The following is a 21333-nucleotide window of genomic DNA, read 5'->3' on the forward strand; positions in this document are numbered from 1 at the left end:
AGCGCCGTGGCCGAGATCGCGCCGCTGCGCGTGCAACTCATCGCCAAGACCGAGTTCTTGGCGCCCCCGGACGTGCCGTGGAGCACCGACGCCGACGGTGGCGACGCGCTGGTCGAGTTCGCCGGCCGGGCCTGCTATCAAAGCTGGTCGAAACCCAATCCCAAGACCGCGACCAACGCGGGCTACATCAAGCACATCATCGACGTCGGACACTTTTCGGTGCTCGAGCACGCGAGCGTGTCGTTCTACATCACCGGCCTCTCGCGCTCGTGCACGCACGAGCTGATCCGGCACCGGCACTTCTCCTACTCGCAGCTGTCGCAGCGCTACGTCCCCGAGACGGACTCGCACGTCGTCGTGCCCCCCGGCATGGAAGACGATCCCGAACTGCAGCAGATCCTGGCCGCGGCCGCCGACGCCAGCCGCACCACCTATACCGAGTTGCTGGCCAGGCTGGAGGCGAAATTCGCCGACCAGCCGAACGCCATCCTGCGGCGCAAGCAGGCGCGCCAGGCCGCCCGCGCCGTGCTGCCCAACGCCACCGAGACCCGCATCGTCGTCACCGGCAACTACCGCGCCTGGCGCCACTTCATCGCCATGCGCGCCAGCGAGCACGCCGACGTGGAAATTCGGCGGCTGGCCATCGAGTGCCTGCGCCAACTGGCGGGCGCGGCGCCCGCGGTGTTCGCCGACTTCGAGATCTCGGCCCTGGCCGACGGGACCGAGGTCGCGACCAGCCCGTTGGCCACCGAGGCCTGACCGCGGCGCCGTCCCCCCGCCCCTCCCGCGTTGTGCCCGCCTCGCAGCGACAACCACCGGTGACGCCCGGTCGACGGCGCCGTTGTCGCTGCTAGGCGGGCACTTGTCAGTCCTGCGCCGGGGTGTGACTCCTGCGACTGCTGAGCTGACCTCGCTCGCGGCAACGCGCGCTCGTGCGGGTGCGAAATACCTTGCTGGCGCCAGGTAACCTGAACACCGTGAGCACGGCCGGATTCGACGCCCCAGCGCGGTTGGGAACCGTGTTGACCGCGATGGTCACACCGTTTCACCCCGACGGCTCCGTCGACACCGCTACCGCCGCCCACCTGGCCAACCACCTGATCGACGCGGGCTGCGACGGACTGGTGGTCTCCGGCACCACCGGCGAGTCGCCGACCACCACCGACGACGAGAAGCGGGAGCTGCTGCGCGTCGTGCTCGAGGCGGTGGGCGATCGCGCCCGCGTCATCGCCGGGGCGGGCACCTACGACACCGCGCACAGCGTCCGGCTGGCCAAGGCCTGCGCCGCCGAAGGCGCCCACGGGCTCCTCGTCGTCACGCCGTACTACTCGAAGCCTCCCCAGAGCGGGCTGATCGCGCATTTCACCACCGTCGCCGACGCGACCGAGCTGCCGGTGCTGCTCTACGACATCCCGCCCCGTTCGGTGATCCCGATCCAGTCCGAGACCATCCGCGCACTCTCGGCGCACCCGAACATCGTCGGCATCAAAGACGCCAAGGCCGACCTGCACAGCGGCGGCCAGATCATCGCCGAGACCGGCCTGGCGTACTACTCCGGCGACGATGCGCTGAACCTGCCGTGGCTGGCCATGGGCGCCACCGGATTCATCAGTGTGATTTCCCACGTGGCGGCCAATCAGCTTCGGGAAATGTTGTCCGCCTTCAACTCCGGGGATATCGCCACGGCCCGCAAGATCAACTCCACCGTCGCCCCGCTGTGCGACGCGATGGCACGCCTGGGCGGTGTAACGCTGTCCAAGGCGGGTCTGCGACTGCAGGGCATCGACGTCGGCGATCCCCGGCTGCCGCAAATGCCCGCCACGCCAGAGCAAATCGAGGCCTTGGCCGCCGATATGCGCGCGGCGTCGGTGCTCAGGTGACCCAAGGAGCGTCCGAGAAGTGGATGTAGACCTCGCCCCGCCAGGACCGTTGGCCACTGGAGGGTTGCGGGTCACCGCGCTTGGCGGCATCAGCGAAATCGGCCGCAACATGACGGTTTTCGAACACCTGGGCCGGCTGTTGATCATCGACTGCGGGGTGATGTTTCCCACCCACGACGAGCCCGGGGTCGACCTGATCCTGCCGGATCTGCGGCATATCGAAGATCGGCTCGACGACATCGAGGCGCTGGTGCTCACCCACGCCCACGAGGACCACATCGGCGGCATCCCGTTCCTGCTCAAGCTGCGCCCCGACATCCCGGTCGTCGGTTCGAGATTCACGCTCGCGCTGGTCGCCGCGAAGTGCCGCGAGCACCGCCTCAAGCCGGTGTTCGTCGAGGTGGCCGAGGGCCAGAAGAGCACCCACGGCGTGTTCGAATGCCAATACTTCGCCGTCAACCACTCCATCCCCGACGCGCTGGCGATCGCCGTGCACACCGGCGCGGGAACGATTTTGCACACCGGCGACATCAAGCTCGACCAGCTTCCGCTGGACGGCCGGCCGACCGACCTGCCCGGGATGTCGCGCCTCGGTGACGCGGGAGTGGACCTGTTCCTGTGCGATTCAACGAATGCCGAGCACCCCGGCGTCGGGCCGTCGGAAAGCGAAGTGGGCCCGACGCTGCACCGCCTGATCCGCGGCGCCGAAGGCCGCGTCATCGTGGCGTGCTTCGCCTCCAACGTCGACCGCGTCCAGCAAATCATTGATGCCGCAGTGGCTTTGGGCCGGCGGGTGTCGTTCGTCGGCCGCTCCATGGTGCGCAACATGGGCATCGCCCGCGAGCTCGGCTTCCTGCGGGTGGCGGATTCCGACGTGATCGACATCGGCGCCGCCGAGATGATGCCGCCCGAGCGGGTGGTGCTGATCACCACCGGCACCCAGGGCGAGCCGATGTCGGCGTTGTCGCGGATGTCGCGCGGCGAGCACCGCAGCATCACGCTGACCGCCGGTGACCTCGTGGTGCTGGCCTCGTCGCTGATCCCCGGGAACGAGGAAGCCGTCTACGGCGTCATCGACGAACTCGCCAAGATCGGCGCCCGTGTGGTCACCAACGCCCAAGCGCGCGTTCACGTTTCGGGGCACGCCTACGCCGGTGAGCTGTTGTTCCTCTACAACGGGATTCGGCCTCGCCACGTGATGCCGGTGCACGGGACGTGGCGGATGCTCCGCGCCAACTCCAAGCTGGCGGCCCGCACCGGCGTGCCGGAGGAGTCCATCCTGCTGGCCGAGAACGGGGTCAGCGTCGACCTGGTCGCGGGCAAAGCCGCGATAGCCGGCGCGGTGCCGGTCGGCAAGATGTTCGTCGACGGCCTGATCAACGGCGACGTCGGCGACATCACGCTGGGTGAAAGGCTCATCCTGTCATCGGGTTTCGTCGCGGTGACGGTCTTGGTTGCGCGCGGCACCGGGCGTCCGGTGGCCCCGCCGCACCTGCATTCGCGCGGCTTCTCCGAAGATCCCAAGGCGCTCGAACCCGCCGTGCGCAGGGTCGAGGCGGAGCTGGAAGCGCTGGCGGCCGAGAACATCACCGACCCGGGCCGCATCGCCCAGGGGGTGCGGCGCACCGTCGGCAAGTGGGTGGGCGAAACCTACCGCCGCCAGCCGATGATCGTGCCGACCGTCATCGAGGTCTAGCGGCGATCGCGCCCGCGGCGCCTGGGCCGCGAAACTTAAACCATTGCGGTAATGATCGGCGTGTCGCCGCAGACGGTTAAGTGTCGCGCAGGACGCGTCGCGCAGGGCGCTGCACTTAGATTTTCTCTGCGTAGGCCGACCACTCCAGTTGCGACGCCTTGAGTTTGCGGCCGGTCGGCTCGACATAACGCTCGACGAGTTCATCGGGTCCGGCCTGCTCCACCAGCCGCCAGCCGTACTCGCCGACAAACGCGGCGACCTCGTCGGGCTGCAAGCCGAAATGCCACAGCTGCCGGCGCTGGCGGACGTTGCGGTACAGCGTGCGGGTGCCATACCGATTCGTGCCGTCGATGAAATCCTTACGGACGTAAGTGAAGACCAAACGGCTGCCGGGCGCCGCGGCGCGCAGCCCCTCGAGCGTGCGGCGAACCGTGGCCTCGGTCAGGTATTGGGTGACGCCCTCGCAGATGAAGAAGACCCGGTAGTCGGTGCGATAGCCGTGCTCGGCGAGCGCGGTGAGCAGGTCGTCGTGCTCGAGGTTCAACGCCACCAACCGCACCGACAGCGGCGGCTCACCCAGCACCCGGCGCACCGTCTTGAACTTCCGGGCGACGTTGACCGGCAGGTCGACCTCGAACACCGGGATGCGGACCCGCCGCGTCAGCAGATAGGCGCGGGTGTCCAGCCCCGCCCCGAGGATGACGACGGCGTCGATGCCGTCGAGCGACTCGGCCAGCTTGTCGGCGATAAAACGCTTGCGGCAGGCCAGATTCGCCCACAGCCCGGGGCCGGCGAACTCCGAGCCGCGGATCATCAGGCGACGAACCGGCGCGAACCGCGTCGCGCCGACCAGCCACCGCAGTGGCGTCGGCAAAAACAGCTCCGCGAAGTCGTCGTCCACCAGGCGGCGCCCGGGCGGCTCGTTCTGCTCGACGGCCGCCAACACCATGGGGCCGAAGGCCGTCTGCGCTACCGGATTTCGCGCCATGACCGCTACTTGTTCAAAAAGCCCGCGTCGACCGGCAAGGTGACGCCCGTGATGTAGCGGGCCTGGTCTGAAACCAGCCAGGCCACCGCGTTGGCGATGTCTTCGACGTCCAGCACCTCCACCGGCATGGCGTTGCCCATGGCGCCGGGCGTGTCGGTCGCGGCGGCCATCTTGGCCAGCCACTCCCGGGTGAACTCGTTGTTGATCATTGGCGTCTCGACACCGGACGGATGAATGGAATTGACCCGAATCATCTGCCCGGCAAGCAGATTGGCGTAAACCCGCATCAACCCGACGACGCCGTGCTTGGCGGCGGCGTAGCCCACCGACCCGGCGTCCGGGCTGCCGACGCCGGCCAGCCCGGCGCTGGAGCTGATCAACACGATCGAGCCGCCGGTGCCTTGGGCGACCATCGTCGGTATCGCGGCCTTGATCGTGTGGTAGACCCCGGTGAGGTTGACGTCGATGACGTCGCGCCAGCCGTCGTCACCGGATTGCATCGGAGCGATCCCGGCGTTGGCCACCACGATGTCGAGGCGACCGAACTCGTCGAGGCCGGCTTGCAGTGCCGCGGACAGGGATTGGCGGTCGCGGACGTCGCCACGGGCGGCCACGATGCGCGCGCCGGTGTCCTCCACGAGCTTCACCGTGGCCGCCAGGTCCTCCGGCGTGGCCAGCGAGTAGGGGACGCTGGCGATCTGGTCGCACAGGTCGACGGCGATGATGTCGGCGCCGTCGGCGGCCAGCCGCACCGCGTGCGCGCGTCCCTGACCGCGCGCGGCGCCGGTGATGAAGGCGACCTTGCCCTTCAGCGGGCCTTCCGACGACGCGGCCATCAGGGGCGCAACTGTCCTTTGGCCGGGTCGCCCGCCGAGATCGTCTGCAACATCTTGATGTCGGGGGCGCCGTCGAGGTGCTCGCCGGCCGCGCTGAACATCTTGCCGATCGCCGGGGCGGTGCTGTGCGCCTTGAGCGCCTCCTCGTCGGCCCACTGCTCGATGAAGACGAAGGTCTCGCCCGAATGATGCAGCGAGTACAGCTGACAGCCGGGTTCGTCGTGCACCTCTTCGACAGCGCGGGTGAGGATGTCGCGGACGGTGTCGACCGATTCCGGTTTGACAGTCATGGTGGCGACGACGACAACGGGCATTGCTGGCCTCCTGGGCGCTCCGGGACGGGTGACGAGCACGACTTCGCTCACCGAAATGTCACCCTACTCACGCGCCCCGGGCCCCGACCCGCCCCCATGCTCACAAGGCAGACGGTTACCAGTGTGGCGGGTGGTGTAGATGATGCCGTTGCGACTACCCTTGCCGTCATGCCCAGTAAGACCGCCGCCCGCTCCGGAAGCCGAACGAGCAGGTCAAGGGCCCCTTCGCGCGCCGGCGCGTCCCGCGGCGCGCGGCCCGCGGCGCCGCGCAGGAAGCCCCGCAAGCCGGCCCGGCGCCGGAATCACTCGCCGCTGGTCGGAATAGGGCTGACCTGCGGTCGCGCCCTGCGCGCCACCTGGCTGATGGCCGCGCGGGGGACCGGCGGCGCGGCCCGGTCGATCGGGCGGGCCCGCGACATCGATCCCGGCCACCGCCGCGACGGCATCGCGCTGCTTTTGCTGGGCTTTTCGGTGGTGGTGGCCGCCAGCTCCTGGTTCCACGCCGCCGGGCCGGTCGGCGCGTGGGTCGACACCCTGGTGCGGACCTTCGTCGGCGCCGGTGTGCTGGCGCTGCCGGTCGTCACCGCCGCGGTGGGGGTGACCCTGATGCGGACCGAGCCCGATCCCGACGTGCGCCCCAGGCTGATCCTGGGCGCCAGCCTGATCACTCTGTCGGTGCTCGGATTGCGCCATCTGTGGTCCGGCTCGCCGGGTGACCCGGAAGCGCGTCGACACGCGGCGGGATTCATCGGCTTCGCCATCGGCGGGCCGCTCTCGGACGGGCTGACACCCTGGATTGCCGCGCCGCTGCTGTTCATCGGCTTCATGTTCGGGCTGTTGCTGCTGACGGGCACCACGATCCGTGAGGTGCCCGTGGTGATGCGCAACCTGTTCCACACCCGGTTCGTCGACGAGGACTACGACGACGAGCCCTACGACTACGCCGACGAGTTCGACGATGACGAGGCCGGACCCGCGCACGACGATTACGACGACGCGCCGCCCGAACCCGCCGACGCGCCGGCGGCGTGGTCACCCGACGACGACGCCCAGGCCGCGCTGCAGGACGACATCCCCACGGTTCCCGAACCGGCGTTACAACCCGGCCCGACGCGGGGCCGCAAGCGCGGACGGTCGGCGGACAAGCACGACACGCTCGAGCTGGACCGCGTCGTCGAGGGTCCCTACGTGCTGCCGTCGCTGAGCCTGCTGGTGGCGGGGGACCCACCCAAGAAGCGCAGCGCCGCCAACAACGTCATGGCCGATGCCATCACCGAAGTGCTGACCCAGTTCAAGGTGGACGCGGCGGTGACCGGCTGCACCCGCGGACCCACTGTCACCCGCTACGAGGTCGAACTGGGGCCGGGGGTGAAGGTCGAGAAGATCACCGCGCTGCAGAAGAACATCGCCTATGCGGTGGCCACCGAAAGCGTGCGCATGCTCGCGCCCATCCCCGGAAAGTCGGCCGTGGGCATCGAGGTGCCCAACACCGACCGGGAGATGGTGCGACTTGCCGACGTGCTCACCGCGCCGTCGACGCGGCGTGATCACCACCCGCTGGTCATCGGGCTGGGCAAGGACATCGAGGGCGACTTCATCTCGGCCAACCTGGCCAAGATGCCGCACCTGCTGGTCGCCGGCTCCACCGGCTCGGGTAAGTCCAGCTTCGTCAACTCGATGCTGGTCTCGCTGCTGGCCCGGGCCACCCCGGAAGAGGTCAGGATGATCCTGATCGACCCCAAGATGGTGGAACTCACGCCGTACGAAGGCATTCCGCACCTGATCACCCCGATCATCACCCAGCCCAAAAAGGCGGCGGCCGCGCTGGCGTGGCTGGTCGAGGAGATGGAGCAGCGCTACCAGGACATGCAGGCGTCGCGGGTACGGCACATCGACGACTTCAACGAGAAGGTGCGCTCCGGGGCCATCACCGCGCCGCTGGGCAGCCAGCGCGAGTACCGGCCCTACCCGTACGTGGTGGCGATCGTCGACGAGCTGGCCGACCTGATGATGACCGCTCCCCGCGACGTCGAGGACGCGATCGTGCGGATCACCCAGAAGGCCCGCGCCGCAGGCATTCACCTGGTGCTGGCCACCCAGCGCCCGTCGGTGGACGTGGTCACCGGTTTGATCAAGACCAACGTGCCGTCGCGGCTGGCGTTCGCCACGTCGTCGCTCACCGACAGCCGGGTCATCCTGGACCAGGCCGGCGCGGAAAAGCTGATCGGCATGGGTGATGGCCTGTTCCTGCCGATGGGCGCGGGCAAGCCGATCCGGCTGCAGGGCGCCTTCATCACCGACGAGGAGATCCAGGCCGTCGTCACCGCCTGCAAGGACCAGGCCGAACCCGAGTACACCGAGGGCGTCACCACCGCCAAGCCCACCGGGGAGCGCACCGACGTCGACCCGGACATCGGCGACGACATGGATGTCTTCCTGCAGGCGGTCGAGCTCGTGGTGTCCAGCCAGTTCGGCTCCACCTCGATGCTGCAGCGCAAGCTGCGTGTCGGCTTCGCCAAGGCCGGCCGCCTGATGGACCTGATGGAGACCCGCGGCATCGTCGGGCCGTCCGAGGGTTCCAAGGCGCGCGAGGTGCTGATCAAGCCCGACGAGCTGGCCGGGACGCTGGCGCTGATCCGGGGCGGTGCCGACGCCAACGGATCCGACGCCGACGACGGCTAGAGCACCAGCAGCATCCGGGAGTTGCCGAGGATGTTGGGCTTGACGTAGCTCAGGTCCAAAAACTCGGCCACACCGATGTCGTAGGAGCGGCACATCTCCTCGAACACCTCGGCGGTGACCGGTGTGCCCTCGATCTCGGTGAACCCGTGCCGCGCGAAGAAGTCGGTCTCGAACGTCAGCACGAACAGCCGCTTCAGGGCCAATTCGCGGGCGACTTCGAGCAGCCGGTCGACGATCGCGTGGCCGATGCCGTGGCCGGTCATCGCCGGGTTGACCGCGACCGTGCGCACCTCGCCGAGGTCGGCCCACAGCACGTGCAGCGCCCCGCAGCCGACCACGCGGCCCTCGTGCTCGGCCACCCAGAACTCCTGAACGGCCTCGTAGAGCGTGACGAGATTCTTTTCGAGCAGGATCTTGCCCGCGTAGGTGTCGACCAGTTGCTTGATGGCGGGAACGTCGGACGTTCGCGCCCGCCGCACCAGCGGCCGGTAGCCCTGTGGACTTCTGCTCACGGCTAACAGTATCGGCATCGGGGACGGCAGCGCTGGTCAACCGTTATTCTGTTGCCGTGTCGGGGCAGCCGCAGACGGGTCCGGTGGTAGGCCGCGCGAACATCGCCAACCTCGCCAACACGCTGACGCTGCTGCGGCTGGTGCTGGTCCCGGTCTTCCTGCTGGCCCTGTTCGCCGGCGACGGCCGCGAGGCCGGCTTCCGGGTGGTGGCGTTCCTCATCTTCGCGGTCGCCTGCATCACCGATCGGCTGGACGGCCTGCTGGCCCGCAACTATGGCATGGCAACCGAATTCGGCGCGTTCGTCGACCCGATCGCGGACAAGACGCTGGTGGGATCGGCGCTGATCGGCCTGTCGATGCTCGGCGAGCTGCCGTGGTGGGTCACCGTGGTGATCCTGGCCCGCGAATTCGGGGTGACCGTGCTGCGGTTGGCCGTGATCCGCCGCGGCGTCATCCCGGCCAGTTGGGGCGGCAAGCTCAAGACCGTCGTGCAGGTGTTGGCCATCGGGCTGTTCGTCCTGCCGCTGGGGGGAGGGTTCCGGGTGGCCGCGGACGTGGTGATGGGCGCGGCAATCGTGCTGACGGTGATCACCGGGATCGACTACGTCGTGTCGACCGTTCGGGAAGTGCGCCGCACGAACGGCTGATCCCGCGCCGCCGAGCGGGAACCAGACCGCAGCCGACGGCGTTCACCTAATGAGCACCTGCCGGAGGAAAGCTGAGTTCGTGCCGCGCAGGGCCGACTGGACGAAGGAGGGCGGGATGCCGCCATTGGTGCGCGAGGTCATCGGCGACGTGCTGCGCGAGGCCCGCACGACACAGGGCCGCACGCTGCGTGAGGTGTCTGATTCAGCGCGAGTGAGCCTCGGCTATCTGTCCGAGGTCGAGCGCGGCCGCAAGGAGCCGTCCAGCGAGCTGCTCAACGCGATCTGCGACGCGCTGGACGTCCCGTTGTCGTCGGTCCTCACCCATGCCGGTGAGCGGATGGCCGACCACGAAAGGGCCCGCGAGCGGGCCGCCGTCGGCGCGTCCGCCGGCACCAGCATCGACGTCAGCACCAAGGTCGTCATCCCGCCGGTGGGGTCGCTGGCGCTGGCCTGAGCGCCGGGGCACCGATCCCGCGCAAGGGGTGGGGCGATCGGCGCCAACCCATTAAATTGAGCGTCAGGCGCAGGGCCCGTCAGGGTCGATCCGGACCATCCGGCCCCTCGAGAAGCGAAGGTGGAGCTCACTCATGGCCAATCCGTTCGTCAAGGCGTGGAAGTACCTCACGGCGCTGTTCAACGCGAAAATCGACGAGCACGCAGACCCCAAAGTGCAGATCCAGCAGGCCATCGAGGAAGCGCAACGCGCCCACCAGGCGTTGACCCAGCAGGCCGCGCAGGTCATCGGCAACCAGCGCCAACTCGAGATGCGGCTCAACCGTCAGCTGGCCGACGTGGAAAAGCTTCAGGTCAACGTGCGCCAGGCCCTCACGCTGGCCGACCAGGCCACCGCCGCCGGGGACACCGCCAAGGCCACCGAATACAACAACGCCGCCGAGGCGTTCGCGGCCCAGCTGGTCACCGCCGAGCAGAGCGTCGAAGACCTCAAAACGCTGCACGATCAGGCGCTGAGCGCGGCCGGACAAGCCAAGAAGGCGGTCGAACAGAACGCCATGGTGCTGCAGCAGAAGATCGCCGAGCGCACCAAGCTGCTCAGCCAGCTCGAGCAGGCCAAGATGCAGGAGCAGGTCAGCGCCTCGTTGCAGTCGATGAGCGAACTGGCCGCCCCGGGCAACGTGCCCAGCCTCGACGAGGTACGCGACAAGATCGAGCGCCGCTACGCCAACGCGATCGGGGCCGCCGAGCTGGCGCAGGGCTCGGTGCAGGGCCGGATGCTCGAGGTCGAGCAGGCCGGCGTGCAGATGGCCGGCCATTCCCGGCTCGAGCAGATCCGCGCGTCCATGCGCGGCGAGGCGCTGCCGACCGGGGGGACGCCCGCGGCGGGCTCCACGCCCGCCACTCCCGCGCCCGCGGAGAGTGCCGGCGACGCGGTCAGCGAGAAGCCACTTGGTCAGTAGCCCGGTGTCATGGCGGTGAACGCGCCGCGGCCCGCCCTGTGGCGCGCGTTGCTGCACCGCGGATTGGCCACCGCCGCGGACCTGTCCGACCTGGTGGCACGCAAGATCAGCGCGGCCGCCGACCCGCGCGCACGGCAGCTGCGCCGGCGCCGCCGCGCGCTGCGGTGGGGCCTGATATTCGCCGCCGGGTGCGTCTTCTGGGCGATGGTGACGATCCTGCTCGCGGCCTGGGGATGGTTCGCGTTGCTGCTGCAGATCACCGGCGGCGTCGCTGTCGTCATGGCCATCCCGGCCACCCTGTTGCTGCTGCGCTACCGCTGGCTGCGCGCCGAGCCGCTGCCGGTGCCCCGGACCACGACCGCGCGCCGGCTGCCGCCGCCGGGTTCGGCGGCGCGCCCCGCCATGTACGCGCTGGGCGCCTCCGAACGCGGCTTCTTCTCACTGGTCGCCGTGCTGGAGCGGGGCGCGATGTTGCCGACGGCCGAGATCCGCGACCTGACCGCGGCCGCCGCCAAAACGTCGGCGGCCATGGCGTCCACCGCCGCGCAGGTGGTGTCGATGGAGCGGGCGGCGCAGGCCAATCAGGAATCGCGGTCGTATCTGGTGCCCACCATCAACGCGTTCACCGCGCAACTGAGCGCGGGCGTTCGCCAGTACAACGAAATGGTAACCGCCGCAGCGCAATTGGTGTCCTCGGCCAACGGTGACGGGCTGGCCGAGTCGCAGCGCTACCGCGCGGAGCTGGCGGGGGCGACGGACCGTCTGGTGGGTTGGGCGCAGGCGTTCGACGAACTCGGCGGGTTGCGCGGCGCCGGCTAGTGGCGATCGCGAGCGCGGCGTAGCCGAGCGCGGCGGGTCGCCGCCTAGTCCAAGACGGGCGAAGCGGGTCGCCACCGTCGGCGTTAGTCTTCCGGGCGCGGGCCGTAGCGCTCGATGTAGGACTGATGCATGCGGGCGTCGCGTTTGCGGGCCAGCTCGTCGACCAACTCGGGATCCAGGCCGTGCACGGCCAGCATGTGGCGGCGCCACACCTTGTTGAGCGCGTGCGAAAAGTACACGAACGGAATGAGAATCGGCAGCGTCATGCTCAGATGCACGTCGAGCGTCGTCGGGATCAACCAGAACGGGGCCAGCACCACCACCGCCGGCACCGCTACGCGGCGCATCATCCGTGCGCCCGCGCCCTTGCCGGCCAGGTCGTTGCGTACCCAGTCGCGCATCGAGTCCGGCAGTCGGCCACCGCAGCAATAGCGGACGAACTGCAAGAAATTCGGCCGCGTGCGGCCGGCGTCCCGGCTCATCGTCATGTCCCCGCGCTCAGAACGTCGCTTTCAGCGACGGCAACACCAGCGCCGCCAGGCCGCGAGCGGTGGCCTTGAGCATGTCGAAGAAGTCGAAGTAGTCGCGCCACAACGTGATTCGCCCGCCTCGGACCTCGAACACGCCGCACACCCAGAACTGCAGCCGCAGCGGGCCGAAGATCAGCGCGTCCGTGCGTTCGGTGAGCACCGCGGCGCCGTCGGCCGCGATGCGGTGGATCTTCACCTCGAAGGCAGCCCGGCCCTCCATCTGGCGAAACAGCTTCATGGCCCGGGCGCGGCCATGGATGGTGGGCAGGCCGACGTTTTCGTAGACGAGGTCGTCGGCCAGCGCGGCGTCGGCGGCCTCGTAGTCCGCGTCCCGCAGCGCGTTGAGGAATCCTTCGACCGTACGGGTGTTCGTAGCGGTTGTCCCAGTCAGCTCGGTCATCTTGCCAGCGTAGGCGAGCGTGGCGGCTCGGCGCTGTGGCAGGGTGAACCCGATGCGTGTCGCCGTGGTCGCCGGGCCGGATCCCGGGCATTCGTTTCCGGCGATCGCGCTGTGCCGGCGCTTTGCCGCGGCGGGCGACGAACCCACGCTGTTCACCGGCGCCGAGTGGATCGACACCGCCCGCGGCGCCGGCATCGACGCCGTCGCGCTGGACGGGCTGGTCGCCACCGACGACGACGTCGACGCCGGGGCCAGGATCCACCGACGCGCCGCGCGGATGGCCGTGCTCAACGTGCCCGCGCTGCGCGGCCTGGCGCCCGACCTGGTGGTCTCCGACGTCATCACCGCAGGCGGCGGTATGGCCGCCGAGCTGTTGGGGATCCCGTGGATCGAACTCAATCCGCACCCGCTGTACCTGCCGTCGAAAGGCCTGCCGCCGATCGGCAGCGGGCTGGCGCCGGGCACCGGCATCCGCGGCCGGCTGCGGGACGCCACCATGCGCGCGCTGACCGCGCGTTCCTGGCGGGCCGGTCTGCGGCAGCGTGCGGCGGTGCGGGTCGAGATCGGCTTGCCGGCCGAGGATCCCGGGCCGCTGCGACGGCTGATCGCGACGCTGCCCGCGTGTGAGGTGCCCCGGCCGGACTGGCCGCCGGAGGCGGTCGTGGTGGGCCCGCTGCACTTCGAGCCGACCGACCGGACGCTGGACATCCCCGCGGGGTCCGGGCCCGTGGTGGTGGTCGCGCCGTCGACCGCGCTGACCGGCACCGAAGGCCTGGCCGAGGTGGCCCTGGCCTGCCTGATACCGGGGGACACGCTGCCGGCGGGGGCGCGGGTGGTGGTCTCGCGGCTGGGCGGGACGGAGCTGACGGTGCCGCCGTGGGCGGTGGTCGGGCTGGGCAGCCAGGCCGAGTTGTTGACGCATGCCGACGTGGTGATCTGCGGCGGCGGGCACGGGATGGTGGCCAAGACGCTGCTGGCCGGGGTCCCGCTGGTCGCGGTGCCCGGCGGCGGCGACCAGTGGGAGATCGCCAACCGGGTGGTCCGCCAGGGCAGCGCGCGGTTGATTCGGCCGCTGAGCGCCGAGGCGCTGGTGGCCGCGGTCAACGAGGTGCTGGCCTCGCCGGGCTACCGGGCCGCGGCGCAGCGCGCCGCCGCCGGCATCGCCGACGTCGCCGATCCGGTCCGGGTGTGCCACGAGGCGCTGGCGGTGGCCGGATGACCACCGCCTTATGCTCCGGCGGGAGGCCCGCGATGAGGATGGTCACGGTGGTCACGGCCGGCGTCGTGCTGGTGGGCTCGGTGTTCGGGGCCGGCGCCGCGCACGCGGACAGCCCCGAGGAGCAGGCCTGCCAGTTGATGGATGATCCGGCCGCCGCGCAACAGGGGCTCGCGCCGGCCGAATACGCCTTCATGCAGCTGCGCGCCACGATGTCGGCGCAACACGCCCGCGACCTCATGTCCATCGCGGCCCAGCGGGTCTGCCCGAATCACATCATCGATCTGCCCGCCAGCTGGCGGTAGGCGGCGTTCGCGCCCGGGTGTCCGATCCATGCCCGCTGGGTATGTTCACTGGCGTGCGGCTAACGGAGTTTCACGAGCGGGTGGTCCTGCGTTTCGGTACCACCTACGGGTCATCGGTCTTGGTCGACCACGTGCTGACCGGTTTCGACGGGCGCACGGCAGCCCAGGCCATCGAGGAGGGGATCGAACCCCGCGACGTGTGGCGGGCGTTGTGCGTCGACTTCGACGTGCCCCACGAGCAGTGGTGATTCGCGCGCGTTATTCGTATGCCGGATAAGGGTTTTGGCGCAGCACGGTGGCCAGGTGCACGGCGTTGCGGACTGCGTTGGCGGTGGCGGACGCGACCTCGTCCGGGACGTCGTCGAGGTCGGTGTAGTCCGTGCCCTGCATGGCCTCGCCGTTCCAGTAGGTGCAGCCCTGCGCGGCGATCGAGAACCCGATGTCGTTGAGCGCCTGAAAGAGGTCGGCCACGATCTTGTGCGCGCCGTCCTCGTTGCCCACGACCGCCGCCAGCGCCACCTTGCCCACCATCGCCGGCCGTCCCGCATCGTCGGTGTCGGACAGCTCGGCATCGAGGCGCTCCAGGACGCGTTGCGCGACGCTCGACATGTGCCCGACCCACGTGGGCGTCGACACGATGACGATGTCGGCCGCCTTGATCTTTGTCAGCAACCCCGGCCACTCGTCGCCCGATCCCATGTCGGCCTCGACACCGGGCAACAGCGCCAGGTCCACGCACCGCACGGCCTCGCCCTCGACGCCCGCGCTGCGCAGTTGATCGAGTAATTGGTTGGCGATCAGGTCGCTGCTGGACGGCGCGGGGCTCTTCTTCAACGAGCAGACCAGTGCGATGGCGCGCAGGGATTGCGATGAGGACATGGTGGGCCTGATACCCCGGGACGCCGACGCCAAACGACACCCTACCGCGGCGTCCGGTGCAGCACGCAGTCGCCGCACAAAGAACCCCCGGGCAGGCGATAGAAAAGGCAGCAGCTGCCGCGCCGGAAGCCCAGCCCGTCGCCGGTGATCACGCCGGATCCCGCCAGCACCCCGGTGTCCAGCAGCGAATGGGTCGTCTCGACGATCGGTCGGCGCAGGTCGGGACGCGCCGACAGCAGCGCCCGCGCGGCTCCCACCAGCGCGGAGGCGATGTTGCCCGCCAGCAACGCGGGGGCGAGCTTGACCGGCAGGCCGACGGCGAGCGGGAGCATGTGCTCACTGACCACCGCGCGGTACAGCGCGTCCGGTGAATCGGCTGGGAACCCGAGCGGTTCGGGCAGTCGTAGCGCCGCGCCGTCGGCGGCGCGTTGCAGCCCGTCGAGATCGGGGAGGACGCCGTGGCCGATCGCGCACGCGAGCACCGGCGACCACAGCCGGGTGGCGTGGCCGAGGTGCACCAGTGAGGCACCGATCCGCAGGTCGGTCGTGCCGTAGCGCCGGAGGGTGGCCTCGATCAGGTCGGCGCAGCCGTCGGCGTAGGACTGCGCGACCGGATGCCATCCCGCCGCGTCGCCACCGACGGTCAGGGCGAAAAAGCCTCCGTAGGAAGCTGTTTCGGCCAGCTCGGTGGAGATGTCCATGCGTCGCGCCCGCCTCGTGGGGAAATTCGCCCGAACGCCTGTCGCCTTTCGGGGGCTCTCGGGGGCTCTCGGGGGCCTTCGCGGGGCGATGTTGCCACACGCGATGGCGGCGAACGGCGTGTCGGACTTGAATCGAACACCTGTTCGGCTACTGTGGTGAGCGTTCGGCCAGTCAACTTGTCGGTGGCCTTCTCTAGTGTCACCGCCAACCGACCGATACCGGTCAGACGAACACCGACTATAGGAGAGACACCATGGCGCAAGCCCCCGATCGCGAAAAGGCTCTCGAGCTGGCGATGGCCCAGATCGAAAAGAGCTACGGCAAAGGCTCGGTGATGCGTCTCGGCGACGAGACACGTCAGCCGATCTCGATCATCCCGACCGGATCCATCGCACTGGACGTGGCCCTGGGCATCGGCGGGCTGCCCCGCGGCCGGGTCGTGGAGATCTACGGCCCGGAATCCTCGGGTAAGACCACCGTCGCCCTGCATGCGGTGGCCAACGCCCAGGCCGCCGGCGGCGTCGCGGCCTTCATCGACGCCGAGCACGCCCTGGACCCGGAGTACGCCAAGAAGCTCGGCGTGGACACCGACTCCCTGCTGGTCAGCCAACCCGACACGGGGGAGCAGGCCCTCGAGATCGCCGACATGCTGATCCGCTCCGGCGCCCTGGACATCCTGGTCATCGACTCGGTGGCCGCGCTGGTGCCGCGCGCGGAGCTCGAAGGCGAGATGGGCGACAGCCACGTCGGTTTGCAGGCCCGGTTGATGAGCCAGGCCCTGCGGAAAATGACTGGCGCGCTGAACAATTCGGGCACCACCGCGATCTTCATCAACCAGCTGCGCGAGAAGATCGGGGTGATGTTCGGCAGCCCCGAAACCACCACGGGTGGAAAGGCGTTGAAGTTCTACGCCTCGGTGCGCATGGACGTGCGCCGGATCGAGACGCTCAAGGACGGCACCAACGCGGTCGGCAACCGCACCCGGGTCAAGATCGTCAAGAACAAGGTGGCGCCGCCCTTCAAGCAGGCCGAGTTCGACATCCTCTACGGCCAGGGGGTCAGCCGGGAAGGCTCGCTGATCGACATGGGTGTGGATCAGGGCTTCATCCGCAAGTCCGGCTCCTGGTTCACCTATGAGGGCGAGCAGCTCGGCCAGGGCAAGGAGAACGCCCGCACCTTCCTGAAGGAAAACGACGAAGTCGCCAACGAGATCGAGAAGAAGATCAAGGAAAAGCTCGGCATTGGCGCGGTAGTGACCGATGACTTGGCCGATGACGGCGTCCTGCCCGCCCCCGTCGATTTCTGAGCCCTCCCGCGAAGAGCAGGCGCGGGCGCTGTGCCTGCGCCTGCTCACCGCGAGAGCGCGCACCCGGGCGGAGCTGCACGGCCGGCTGGCTAAACGCGGATATCCCGACGACGTCAGCGAGCGGGTGCTCGACCGGTTGGCCTCCGTGGGCCTGATCGACGACACCGACTTCGCCCAACAGTGGGTGCGGTCTCGCCGCGCACACGCCGGAAAGAGCAAGCGCGCCTTGGCCGCCGAGTTGCACACCAAGGGCGTCGCCAACGACGTGATCACCACCGCGCTGGCCGGCATCGACGCCGGCGCCGAGCGGGACCGGGCGCAGCAGCTGGTCCAATCCAAGCTGCGCCGCGAGACGCTGGGCGACGACGACGCGCGACTGACACGCAGGCTGGTCGGGATGCTGGCCCGGCGTGGCTACAGCCAGAACCTGGCGTGCGAGGTGGTGTTCGCCGAGCTGGCCGCCGAGCGGGAGCGCCGCCGCGTCTAGCCGGTGACGTGCGGTTTCTCCCGTAGCAACCGCTCGCCGTACCATGGCCCCGTGACTTCGATGGTGCGAGAGGCCGTGGCGACGGACGCCGCACCGGCACGCACCTACCAGGTCCGCACTTACGGCTGCCAGATGAACGTCCACGATTCGGAGCGGCTGGCGGGCCTGCTGGAAGCGGCCGGATATCAGCGGGCGGCCGAGGACGCCGACGCCGACGTGGTGGTGTTCAACACCTGCGCGGTCCGCGAGAACGCCGACAACAAGCTGTACGGCAACCTCAGCCACCTGGCTCCGCGCAAGCGCGAAGACCCCGAGATGCAGATTGCGGTCGGGGGCTGCCTGGCGCAAAAGGACCGGGACGCGTTGCTGCGCAAGGCGCCGTGGGTCGACGTCATCTTCGGCACCCACAACATCGGGTCGCTGCCCACGCTGCTCGAGCGGGCCCGGCACAACAAGGTCGCCCAGGTGGAGATCGCCGAGGCGCTGCAGGAGTTTCCGTCGTCGCTGCCCAGCGCGCGCGAATCCGCTTACGCCGCTTGGGTTTCCATCTCGGTCGGGTGTAACAACAGCTGCACGTTCTGCATCGTGCCGTCGCTGCGGGGCAAGGAGGTCGACCGCAACCCCGACGACATCCTGGCCGAGGTCGCCTCGCTGGTCGACGACGGCGTGCTCGAGGTCACGCTGCTGGGCCAGAACGTCAACGCCTACGGGGTGTCGTTCGCCGATCCCGCGCTGCCCCGCGATCGCGGCGCCTTCGCGCGCCTGCTGCGCGCCTGCGGCGACATCGACGGCCTGGAGCGGGTGCGATTCACCTCGCCGCACCCGGCCGAATTCACCGACGACGTCATCGAGGCCATGGCGCAGACGCCGAATGTGTGTCCCGCCCTGCACATGCCGCTGCAGTCCGGATCCGACCGGGTGCTGCGTGCGATGCGACGGTCCTACCGCGCCGAGCGCTACCTCGGCATCATCGACCGCGTCCGGTCCGCCATGCCGCACGCCGCCATCACCACCGACCTGATCGTCGGGTTCCCCGGCGAGACCGAGGAGGACTTCGCGGCCACGCTCGACGTCGTGCGAGCGGCCAGGTTCTCGGCCGCGTTCACCTTCCAGTACTCCAAGCGGCCCGGCACCCCCGCCGCCGATCTCGACGGGCAGATACCGAAAGCCGTTGTGCAGGAACGCTACGAGCGCCTGGTCGAACTGCAGGAGCAGATCTCGCTGCAGGGCAACCGGGCTTTGGTCGGGAACACCGTCGAATTGCTGGTCGCCACCGGCGAAGGGCGCAAGGACACCGCCACCGCGCGGATGAGCGGGCGGGCCCGCGACGGCCGCCTGGTTCACTTTGCGGTCGGGGAAGCCGCCCACGAACCCGCCGGCACCCCGCCGCGCCCGGGCGACATCATCACCACCGTGATCACCGGGGCCGCACCCCACCACCTCATTGCCGACGCCGGCATCCTGACGCATCGCCGCACCCGGGCGGGTGACGCGCACGCCGCCGGGCGGCGCCCGCGCGGCATCGGACTTGGCATGCCCGCCGTCGGGCCGCCCGCCGGCCCGGCCGAACCCCTGGGATGTGCACGATGAAAAAAGAAGACACACAGCTGGGCGCCCTGCGGACCGAGATCGAGGCCGCCGAACGCCGGGTGGCGCGCGGGTTCGATCCCGGCCCCCGGGGTTTTTTCGTGTCGATCCTGGTGTTCGTGCTGCTGGGGTCGTTCATCCTGCCGCACACCGGCGATGTGCGCGGCTGGGACGTGCTGTTCGGCAGCCACGGCGCCGGCGCGGCCGCGGTCGCGCTGCCGTCGCGGGTGTTCGCCTGGCTGGCATTGGTCTTCGGCGTGGGCTTTTCGATGCTGGCGTTGGTGACCCGGCGCTGGGCGCTGGCCTGGGTTGCGCTGGCGGGCTCGGCCATCGCGGGCGCGGCGGGCATGCTGGCGATCTGGTCGCGTCAGACCGTGGCCGCGGGGCACCCGGGGCCGGGATGGGGCCTGATCGTCGCCTGGATCACCGTGCTGCTGCTCATCTACCACTGGGCGCGCGTGGTGTGGTCGCGGACCATCGTGCAACTCGCCGCCGAGGAGCAGCGCCGCCGCGCCGCGCAGCAGCGGTCGACCTCGCTGCTGGACGACCTGGACCACCCGCGCGACGATCCCGGAAGCGCGACGGGATCCGACGGCGCCCGCTAGGACTTACGGGTCAGGGCCTCCACGGCCGCCTGCGCCCACTGCCGCCACTGTTCGGCGTTGGCCTTGGCCTCTTCGGCCTCTTTGGTCCGCCCCGCCGCCGCGGCCTTCTGAGCCTGCTGTTCGTATTGCTCGGCGCGGGCCGCGAACTGCTCGGCCCGGGCCTGCGCCTGGGGATCCGACCAATCCGCCTCGCCGGCCTCGCGCACCTTCTTCTCGACCGCGCGCAGTCGACGCTCCAGCTCGGCGGTGCGCTCCCGCGGAACCTTGCCGATCGCGTCCCACTTCTCGACGATCGAGCGCAGCGCCGCCCGGGCGGCGTCGTGGTTGCCCGTGTCCAGCTTTTCGGCCTCCGCCAGCAGCGCCTCTTTGGCCGTCGCGTTGGCGCGGAACTCCGCGTCTTTTTCCGCGGTCGCCGCGTTGCGGGCGGTGAAGAACACATCCTGGGCGGCCTTGAAGCGGCGCCACAGGGCGTCGTCGACCTCCCGGGTGGCCCGTCCGGCCGCTTTCCATTCGGTGAGCAACTTGCGGAACTCCGCGCTGGTGGCCGTCCAGTCCGTCGAATCGGACAGCTCCTCGGCCTGCTCGCACAGCCGCTCCTTGGCCTGACGGATTCCCGAGCGTTCGCGGTCCAACTCGGCGAAATGGGATCCCCGCCGCCGGTTGAAGGCCTCCCGGGCCGCGGAATAGCGCTTCCACAACGCGTCGTCCACCTTGCGGTCCAGGCCGCTGATGGTCTTCCACTCGTCGAGGATCGCGCGCAACCGGTCGCCGGTGGCCTTCCACTGCGTCGAGGTGGCGGCCAGCTCCTCGGCCTCGGCGGCCAGCGCCTCCTTGCGGGCGGTCTGGGTGGCCCGATGCTCCTCGCGCCGGGAGCGGTCCGCGGCGACGGTCGCCTCCGCGTGTTCGGCGATGCCGGTCAGCCGGGTGGCGAGCGCATCGATATCGCCCAGCACGGCGGCCGTCGGCAGAGTCTCGGCGAGCTCGGACGCGTGCGCCTTGATCTTGCGCGCGTCACCGGTCCCCGACGCCAGCCGCTCCTCCATCAGCGTGACTTCGGTGGCGAGATCGTCGAACCGCCGCCCGAAGTGGGCGAACGCCGCTTCGCGGTCACCGGCCTGCCAGGAGCCGATGACGCGCTCGCCGGCAGCGCTGATCAACCACACCGTGCCGTCGTCGTCCACGCGCCCGAACTCGTGCGGATTGCTGGGCGGCGGCGGCACCACCACGGGGTGAGCGGCCGGCCGCGACCCCGAGCTCGCAGGCCGCGGACCGGGACGCGGTCCCGGACGCGGCACCGGCCGGGCCGAATCGTCGCGAGGCTGGTCAGCCGTCATGCGCTCGTCACTACCCTTTCGCAACCTTTCGCGCGGTTGGTGTTCCGCGCGCCTGCCGCGCGTAGCGGCACCGTCTCCTGCATCTGCGGACGACCCATCCGGGTTTTTCCAGCAGGTGCCTAACAGTATTCAAGCAGCTTGCGCCGTCACACGCCGCCACCTTGGTGTTCGGGGCCGCGGACCTGCGGGCCCG

General features: G+C 69.7%; 24 protein-coding genes. 15 read left to right on the forward strand and 9 right to left on the reverse strand.

The features are described 5' to 3' along the window. The first annotated feature begins 6 nt into the window (after positions 1 to 6). The 3 genes from thyX to ACZ50Z_RS03940 all read left to right on the forward strand — a co-directional run bounded on the left by thyX (position 7) and on the right by ACZ50Z_RS03940 (position 3576). Positions 7 to 759, forward strand: a complete 753-nt coding sequence (thyX, locus tag ACZ50Z_RS03930) for an FAD-dependent thymidylate synthase (protein ID WP_464482357.1) — start codon at positions 7 to 9, stop codon at positions 757 to 759. 218 nt (positions 760 to 977) lie between these two features. Beyond that, on the forward strand, positions 978 to 1880 hold the full coding sequence (dapA, locus tag ACZ50Z_RS03935; RefSeq protein WP_464482358.1) for a 4-hydroxy-tetrahydrodipicolinate synthase: 903 nt from the start codon (positions 978 to 980) through the stop codon (positions 1878 to 1880). Positions 1881 to 1899: 19 nt separating this feature from the next. Then, the gene (locus ACZ50Z_RS03940; protein WP_464482359.1) at positions 1900 to 3576 is read left to right on the forward strand and encodes a ribonuclease J; all 1677 of its coding nucleotides are present in this window, start codon (positions 1900 to 1902) and stop codon (positions 3574 to 3576) included. Between the two features lie 115 nt (positions 3577 to 3691). On the opposite strand, the gene ACZ50Z_RS03945 is transcribed toward ACZ50Z_RS03940, so the two are convergent. The 3 genes from ACZ50Z_RS03945 to ACZ50Z_RS03955 are packed head-to-tail and all read right to left on the reverse strand — an operon-like array spanning position 3692 to position 5714. Beyond that, positions 3692 to 4564 carry an SAM-dependent methyltransferase gene (locus tag ACZ50Z_RS03945; RefSeq protein ID WP_464482360.1) on the reverse strand — a complete coding sequence of 291 codons (873 nt, stop codon included), beginning with the start codon at positions 4562 to 4564 and terminating at the stop codon, positions 3692 to 3694. Positions 4565 to 4569: 5 nt separating this feature from the next. Then, positions 4570 to 5400: a mycofactocin-coupled SDR family oxidoreductase gene (locus ACZ50Z_RS03950; protein ID WP_464482361.1), complete on the reverse strand. Its 831-nt coding sequence runs from the start codon at positions 5398 to 5400 to the stop codon at positions 4570 to 4572. After that, on the reverse strand, positions 5400 to 5714 hold the full coding sequence (locus ACZ50Z_RS03955; protein ID WP_008258613.1) for a putative quinol monooxygenase: 315 nt from the start codon (positions 5712 to 5714) through the stop codon (positions 5400 to 5402). Before ACZ50Z_RS03955 ends, ACZ50Z_RS03950 begins: the two co-directional genes overlap by 1 nt. Positions 5715 to 5882: 168 nt before the next feature. Between ACZ50Z_RS03955 and ACZ50Z_RS03960 the strand changes: the two genes are divergently transcribed. Further along, complete coding sequence (locus tag ACZ50Z_RS03960) at positions 5883 to 8396, forward strand: DNA translocase FtsK (RefSeq protein ID WP_464482362.1); 2514 nt, start codon at positions 5883 to 5885, stop codon at positions 8394 to 8396. Here the strand turns inward: ACZ50Z_RS03960 and ACZ50Z_RS03965 are convergent. Continuing rightward, the gene (locus ACZ50Z_RS03965; RefSeq protein WP_464482363.1) at positions 8393 to 8926 is read right to left on the reverse strand and encodes an amino-acid N-acetyltransferase; all 534 of its coding nucleotides are present in this window, start codon (positions 8924 to 8926) and stop codon (positions 8393 to 8395) included. The two genes, ACZ50Z_RS03960 and ACZ50Z_RS03965, sit on opposite strands and share 4 nt — an antisense overlap. Before the next feature lie 38 nt (positions 8927 to 8964). Here ACZ50Z_RS03965 and pgsA point away from each other — a divergent pair, with 38 nt between their 5' ends. The 4 genes from pgsA (at position 8965) to pspM (ending at position 11789) form a co-directional block, all read left to right on the forward strand. Then, complete coding sequence (pgsA, locus tag ACZ50Z_RS03970; protein WP_464482364.1) at positions 8965 to 9555, forward strand: CDP-diacylglycerol--glycerol-3-phosphate 3-phosphatidyltransferase; 591 nt, start codon at positions 8965 to 8967, stop codon at positions 9553 to 9555. 115 nt (positions 9556 to 9670) lie between these two features. Then, a complete protein-coding gene (gene clgR / locus ACZ50Z_RS03975; RefSeq protein ID WP_464486078.1) occupies positions 9671 to 10009 on the forward strand; it encodes a transcriptional regulator ClgR in 339 nt (112 codons plus the stop codon). Between the two features lie 133 nt (positions 10010 to 10142). Next, positions 10143 to 10970: a phage shock protein PspA gene (gene pspA, locus ACZ50Z_RS03980; RefSeq protein ID WP_464482365.1), complete on the forward strand. Its 828-nt coding sequence runs from the start codon at positions 10143 to 10145 to the stop codon at positions 10968 to 10970. A 9-nt stretch (positions 10971 to 10979) separates the two neighbouring features. After that, positions 10980 to 11789: a phage shock envelope stress response protein PspM gene (pspM, locus tag ACZ50Z_RS03985; RefSeq protein WP_464482366.1), complete on the forward strand. Its 810-nt coding sequence runs from the start codon at positions 10980 to 10982 to the stop codon at positions 11787 to 11789. Positions 11790 to 11872: 83 nt separating this feature from the next. On the opposite strand, the gene ACZ50Z_RS03990 is transcribed toward pspM, so the two are convergent. Further along, positions 11873 to 12271, reverse strand: coding sequence for a DUF5313 domain-containing protein (locus ACZ50Z_RS03990; protein ID WP_464482367.1), 399 nt, complete (start codon positions 12269 to 12271; stop codon positions 11873 to 11875). 16 nt (positions 12272 to 12287) lie between these two features. Beyond that, positions 12288 to 12719: a limonene-1,2-epoxide hydrolase family protein gene (locus ACZ50Z_RS03995; protein WP_464482368.1), complete on the reverse strand. Its 432-nt coding sequence runs from the start codon at positions 12717 to 12719 to the stop codon at positions 12288 to 12290. A 52-nt stretch (positions 12720 to 12771) separates the two neighbouring features. Between ACZ50Z_RS03995 and ACZ50Z_RS04000 the strand changes: the two genes are divergently transcribed. From ACZ50Z_RS04000 to ACZ50Z_RS04010, 3 genes are read left to right on the forward strand one after another with little or no spacing between them, the layout of a single operon-like run. Next, positions 12772 to 13938, forward strand: a complete 1167-nt coding sequence (locus ACZ50Z_RS04000) for a glycosyltransferase (protein ID WP_464482369.1) — start codon at positions 12772 to 12774, stop codon at positions 13936 to 13938. 32 nt (positions 13939 to 13970) lie between these two features. Further along, positions 13971 to 14240 carry a hypothetical protein gene (locus ACZ50Z_RS04005; protein WP_464482370.1) on the forward strand — a complete coding sequence of 90 codons (270 nt, stop codon included), beginning with the start codon at positions 13971 to 13973 and terminating at the stop codon, positions 14238 to 14240. 53 nt (positions 14241 to 14293) lie between these two features. After that, a complete protein-coding gene (locus ACZ50Z_RS04010; protein ID WP_425326323.1) occupies positions 14294 to 14488 on the forward strand; it encodes a DUF3046 domain-containing protein in 195 nt (64 codons plus the stop codon). 10 nt (positions 14489 to 14498) lie between these two features. Here the strand turns inward: ACZ50Z_RS04010 and ACZ50Z_RS04015 are convergent, their stop codons facing one another. Together ACZ50Z_RS04015 and ACZ50Z_RS04020 are read right to left on the reverse strand one after the other, a co-directional pair. Then, the gene (locus ACZ50Z_RS04015) at positions 14499 to 15131 is read right to left on the reverse strand and encodes a flavodoxin family protein (RefSeq protein WP_464486079.1); all 633 of its coding nucleotides are present in this window, start codon (positions 15129 to 15131) and stop codon (positions 14499 to 14501) included. Between the two features lie 29 nt (positions 15132 to 15160). Next, positions 15161 to 15820, reverse strand: coding sequence for a (2Fe-2S)-binding protein (locus tag ACZ50Z_RS04020; protein ID WP_464482371.1), 660 nt, complete (start codon positions 15818 to 15820; stop codon positions 15161 to 15163). A 254-nt stretch (positions 15821 to 16074) separates the two neighbouring features. On the opposite strand from ACZ50Z_RS04020, the gene recA reads away from it, so the two are divergent. Genes recA through ACZ50Z_RS04040 form a run of 4 tightly spaced genes read left to right on the forward strand, consistent with a single transcriptional unit; the run spans position 16075 to position 19806 of the window. Continuing rightward, a complete protein-coding gene (gene recA, locus ACZ50Z_RS04025) occupies positions 16075 to 17127 on the forward strand; it encodes a recombinase RecA (protein ID WP_464482372.1) in 1053 nt (350 codons plus the stop codon). Beyond that, positions 17093 to 17614 carry a recombination regulator RecX gene (gene recX / locus ACZ50Z_RS04030; RefSeq protein WP_464482373.1) on the forward strand — a complete coding sequence of 174 codons (522 nt, stop codon included), beginning with the start codon at positions 17093 to 17095 and terminating at the stop codon, positions 17612 to 17614. Before recA ends, recX begins: the two co-directional genes overlap by 35 nt. A 60-nt stretch (positions 17615 to 17674) precedes the next feature. Further along, a complete protein-coding gene (gene miaB / locus ACZ50Z_RS04035) occupies positions 17675 to 19204 on the forward strand; it encodes a tRNA (N6-isopentenyl adenosine(37)-C2)-methylthiotransferase MiaB (protein ID WP_464486080.1) in 1530 nt (509 codons plus the stop codon). Beyond that, positions 19192 to 19806, forward strand: coding sequence for an Rv2732c family membrane protein (locus tag ACZ50Z_RS04040; RefSeq protein WP_464482374.1), 615 nt, complete (start codon positions 19192 to 19194; stop codon positions 19804 to 19806). The genes miaB and ACZ50Z_RS04040 overlap by 13 nt, the downstream gene beginning before the upstream one ends. Here the strand turns inward: ACZ50Z_RS04040 and ACZ50Z_RS04045 are convergent. Next, complete coding sequence (locus ACZ50Z_RS04045; RefSeq protein WP_464482375.1) at positions 19803 to 21140, reverse strand: DUF349 domain-containing protein; 1338 nt, start codon at positions 21138 to 21140, stop codon at positions 19803 to 19805. The genes ACZ50Z_RS04040 and ACZ50Z_RS04045 overlap by 4 nt on opposite strands. Positions 21141 to 21333: the final 193 nt, after the last annotated feature.

The sequence above is a fragment of the Mycobacterium sp. NTMscope_MAC_269 genome (assembly GCF_976985695.1).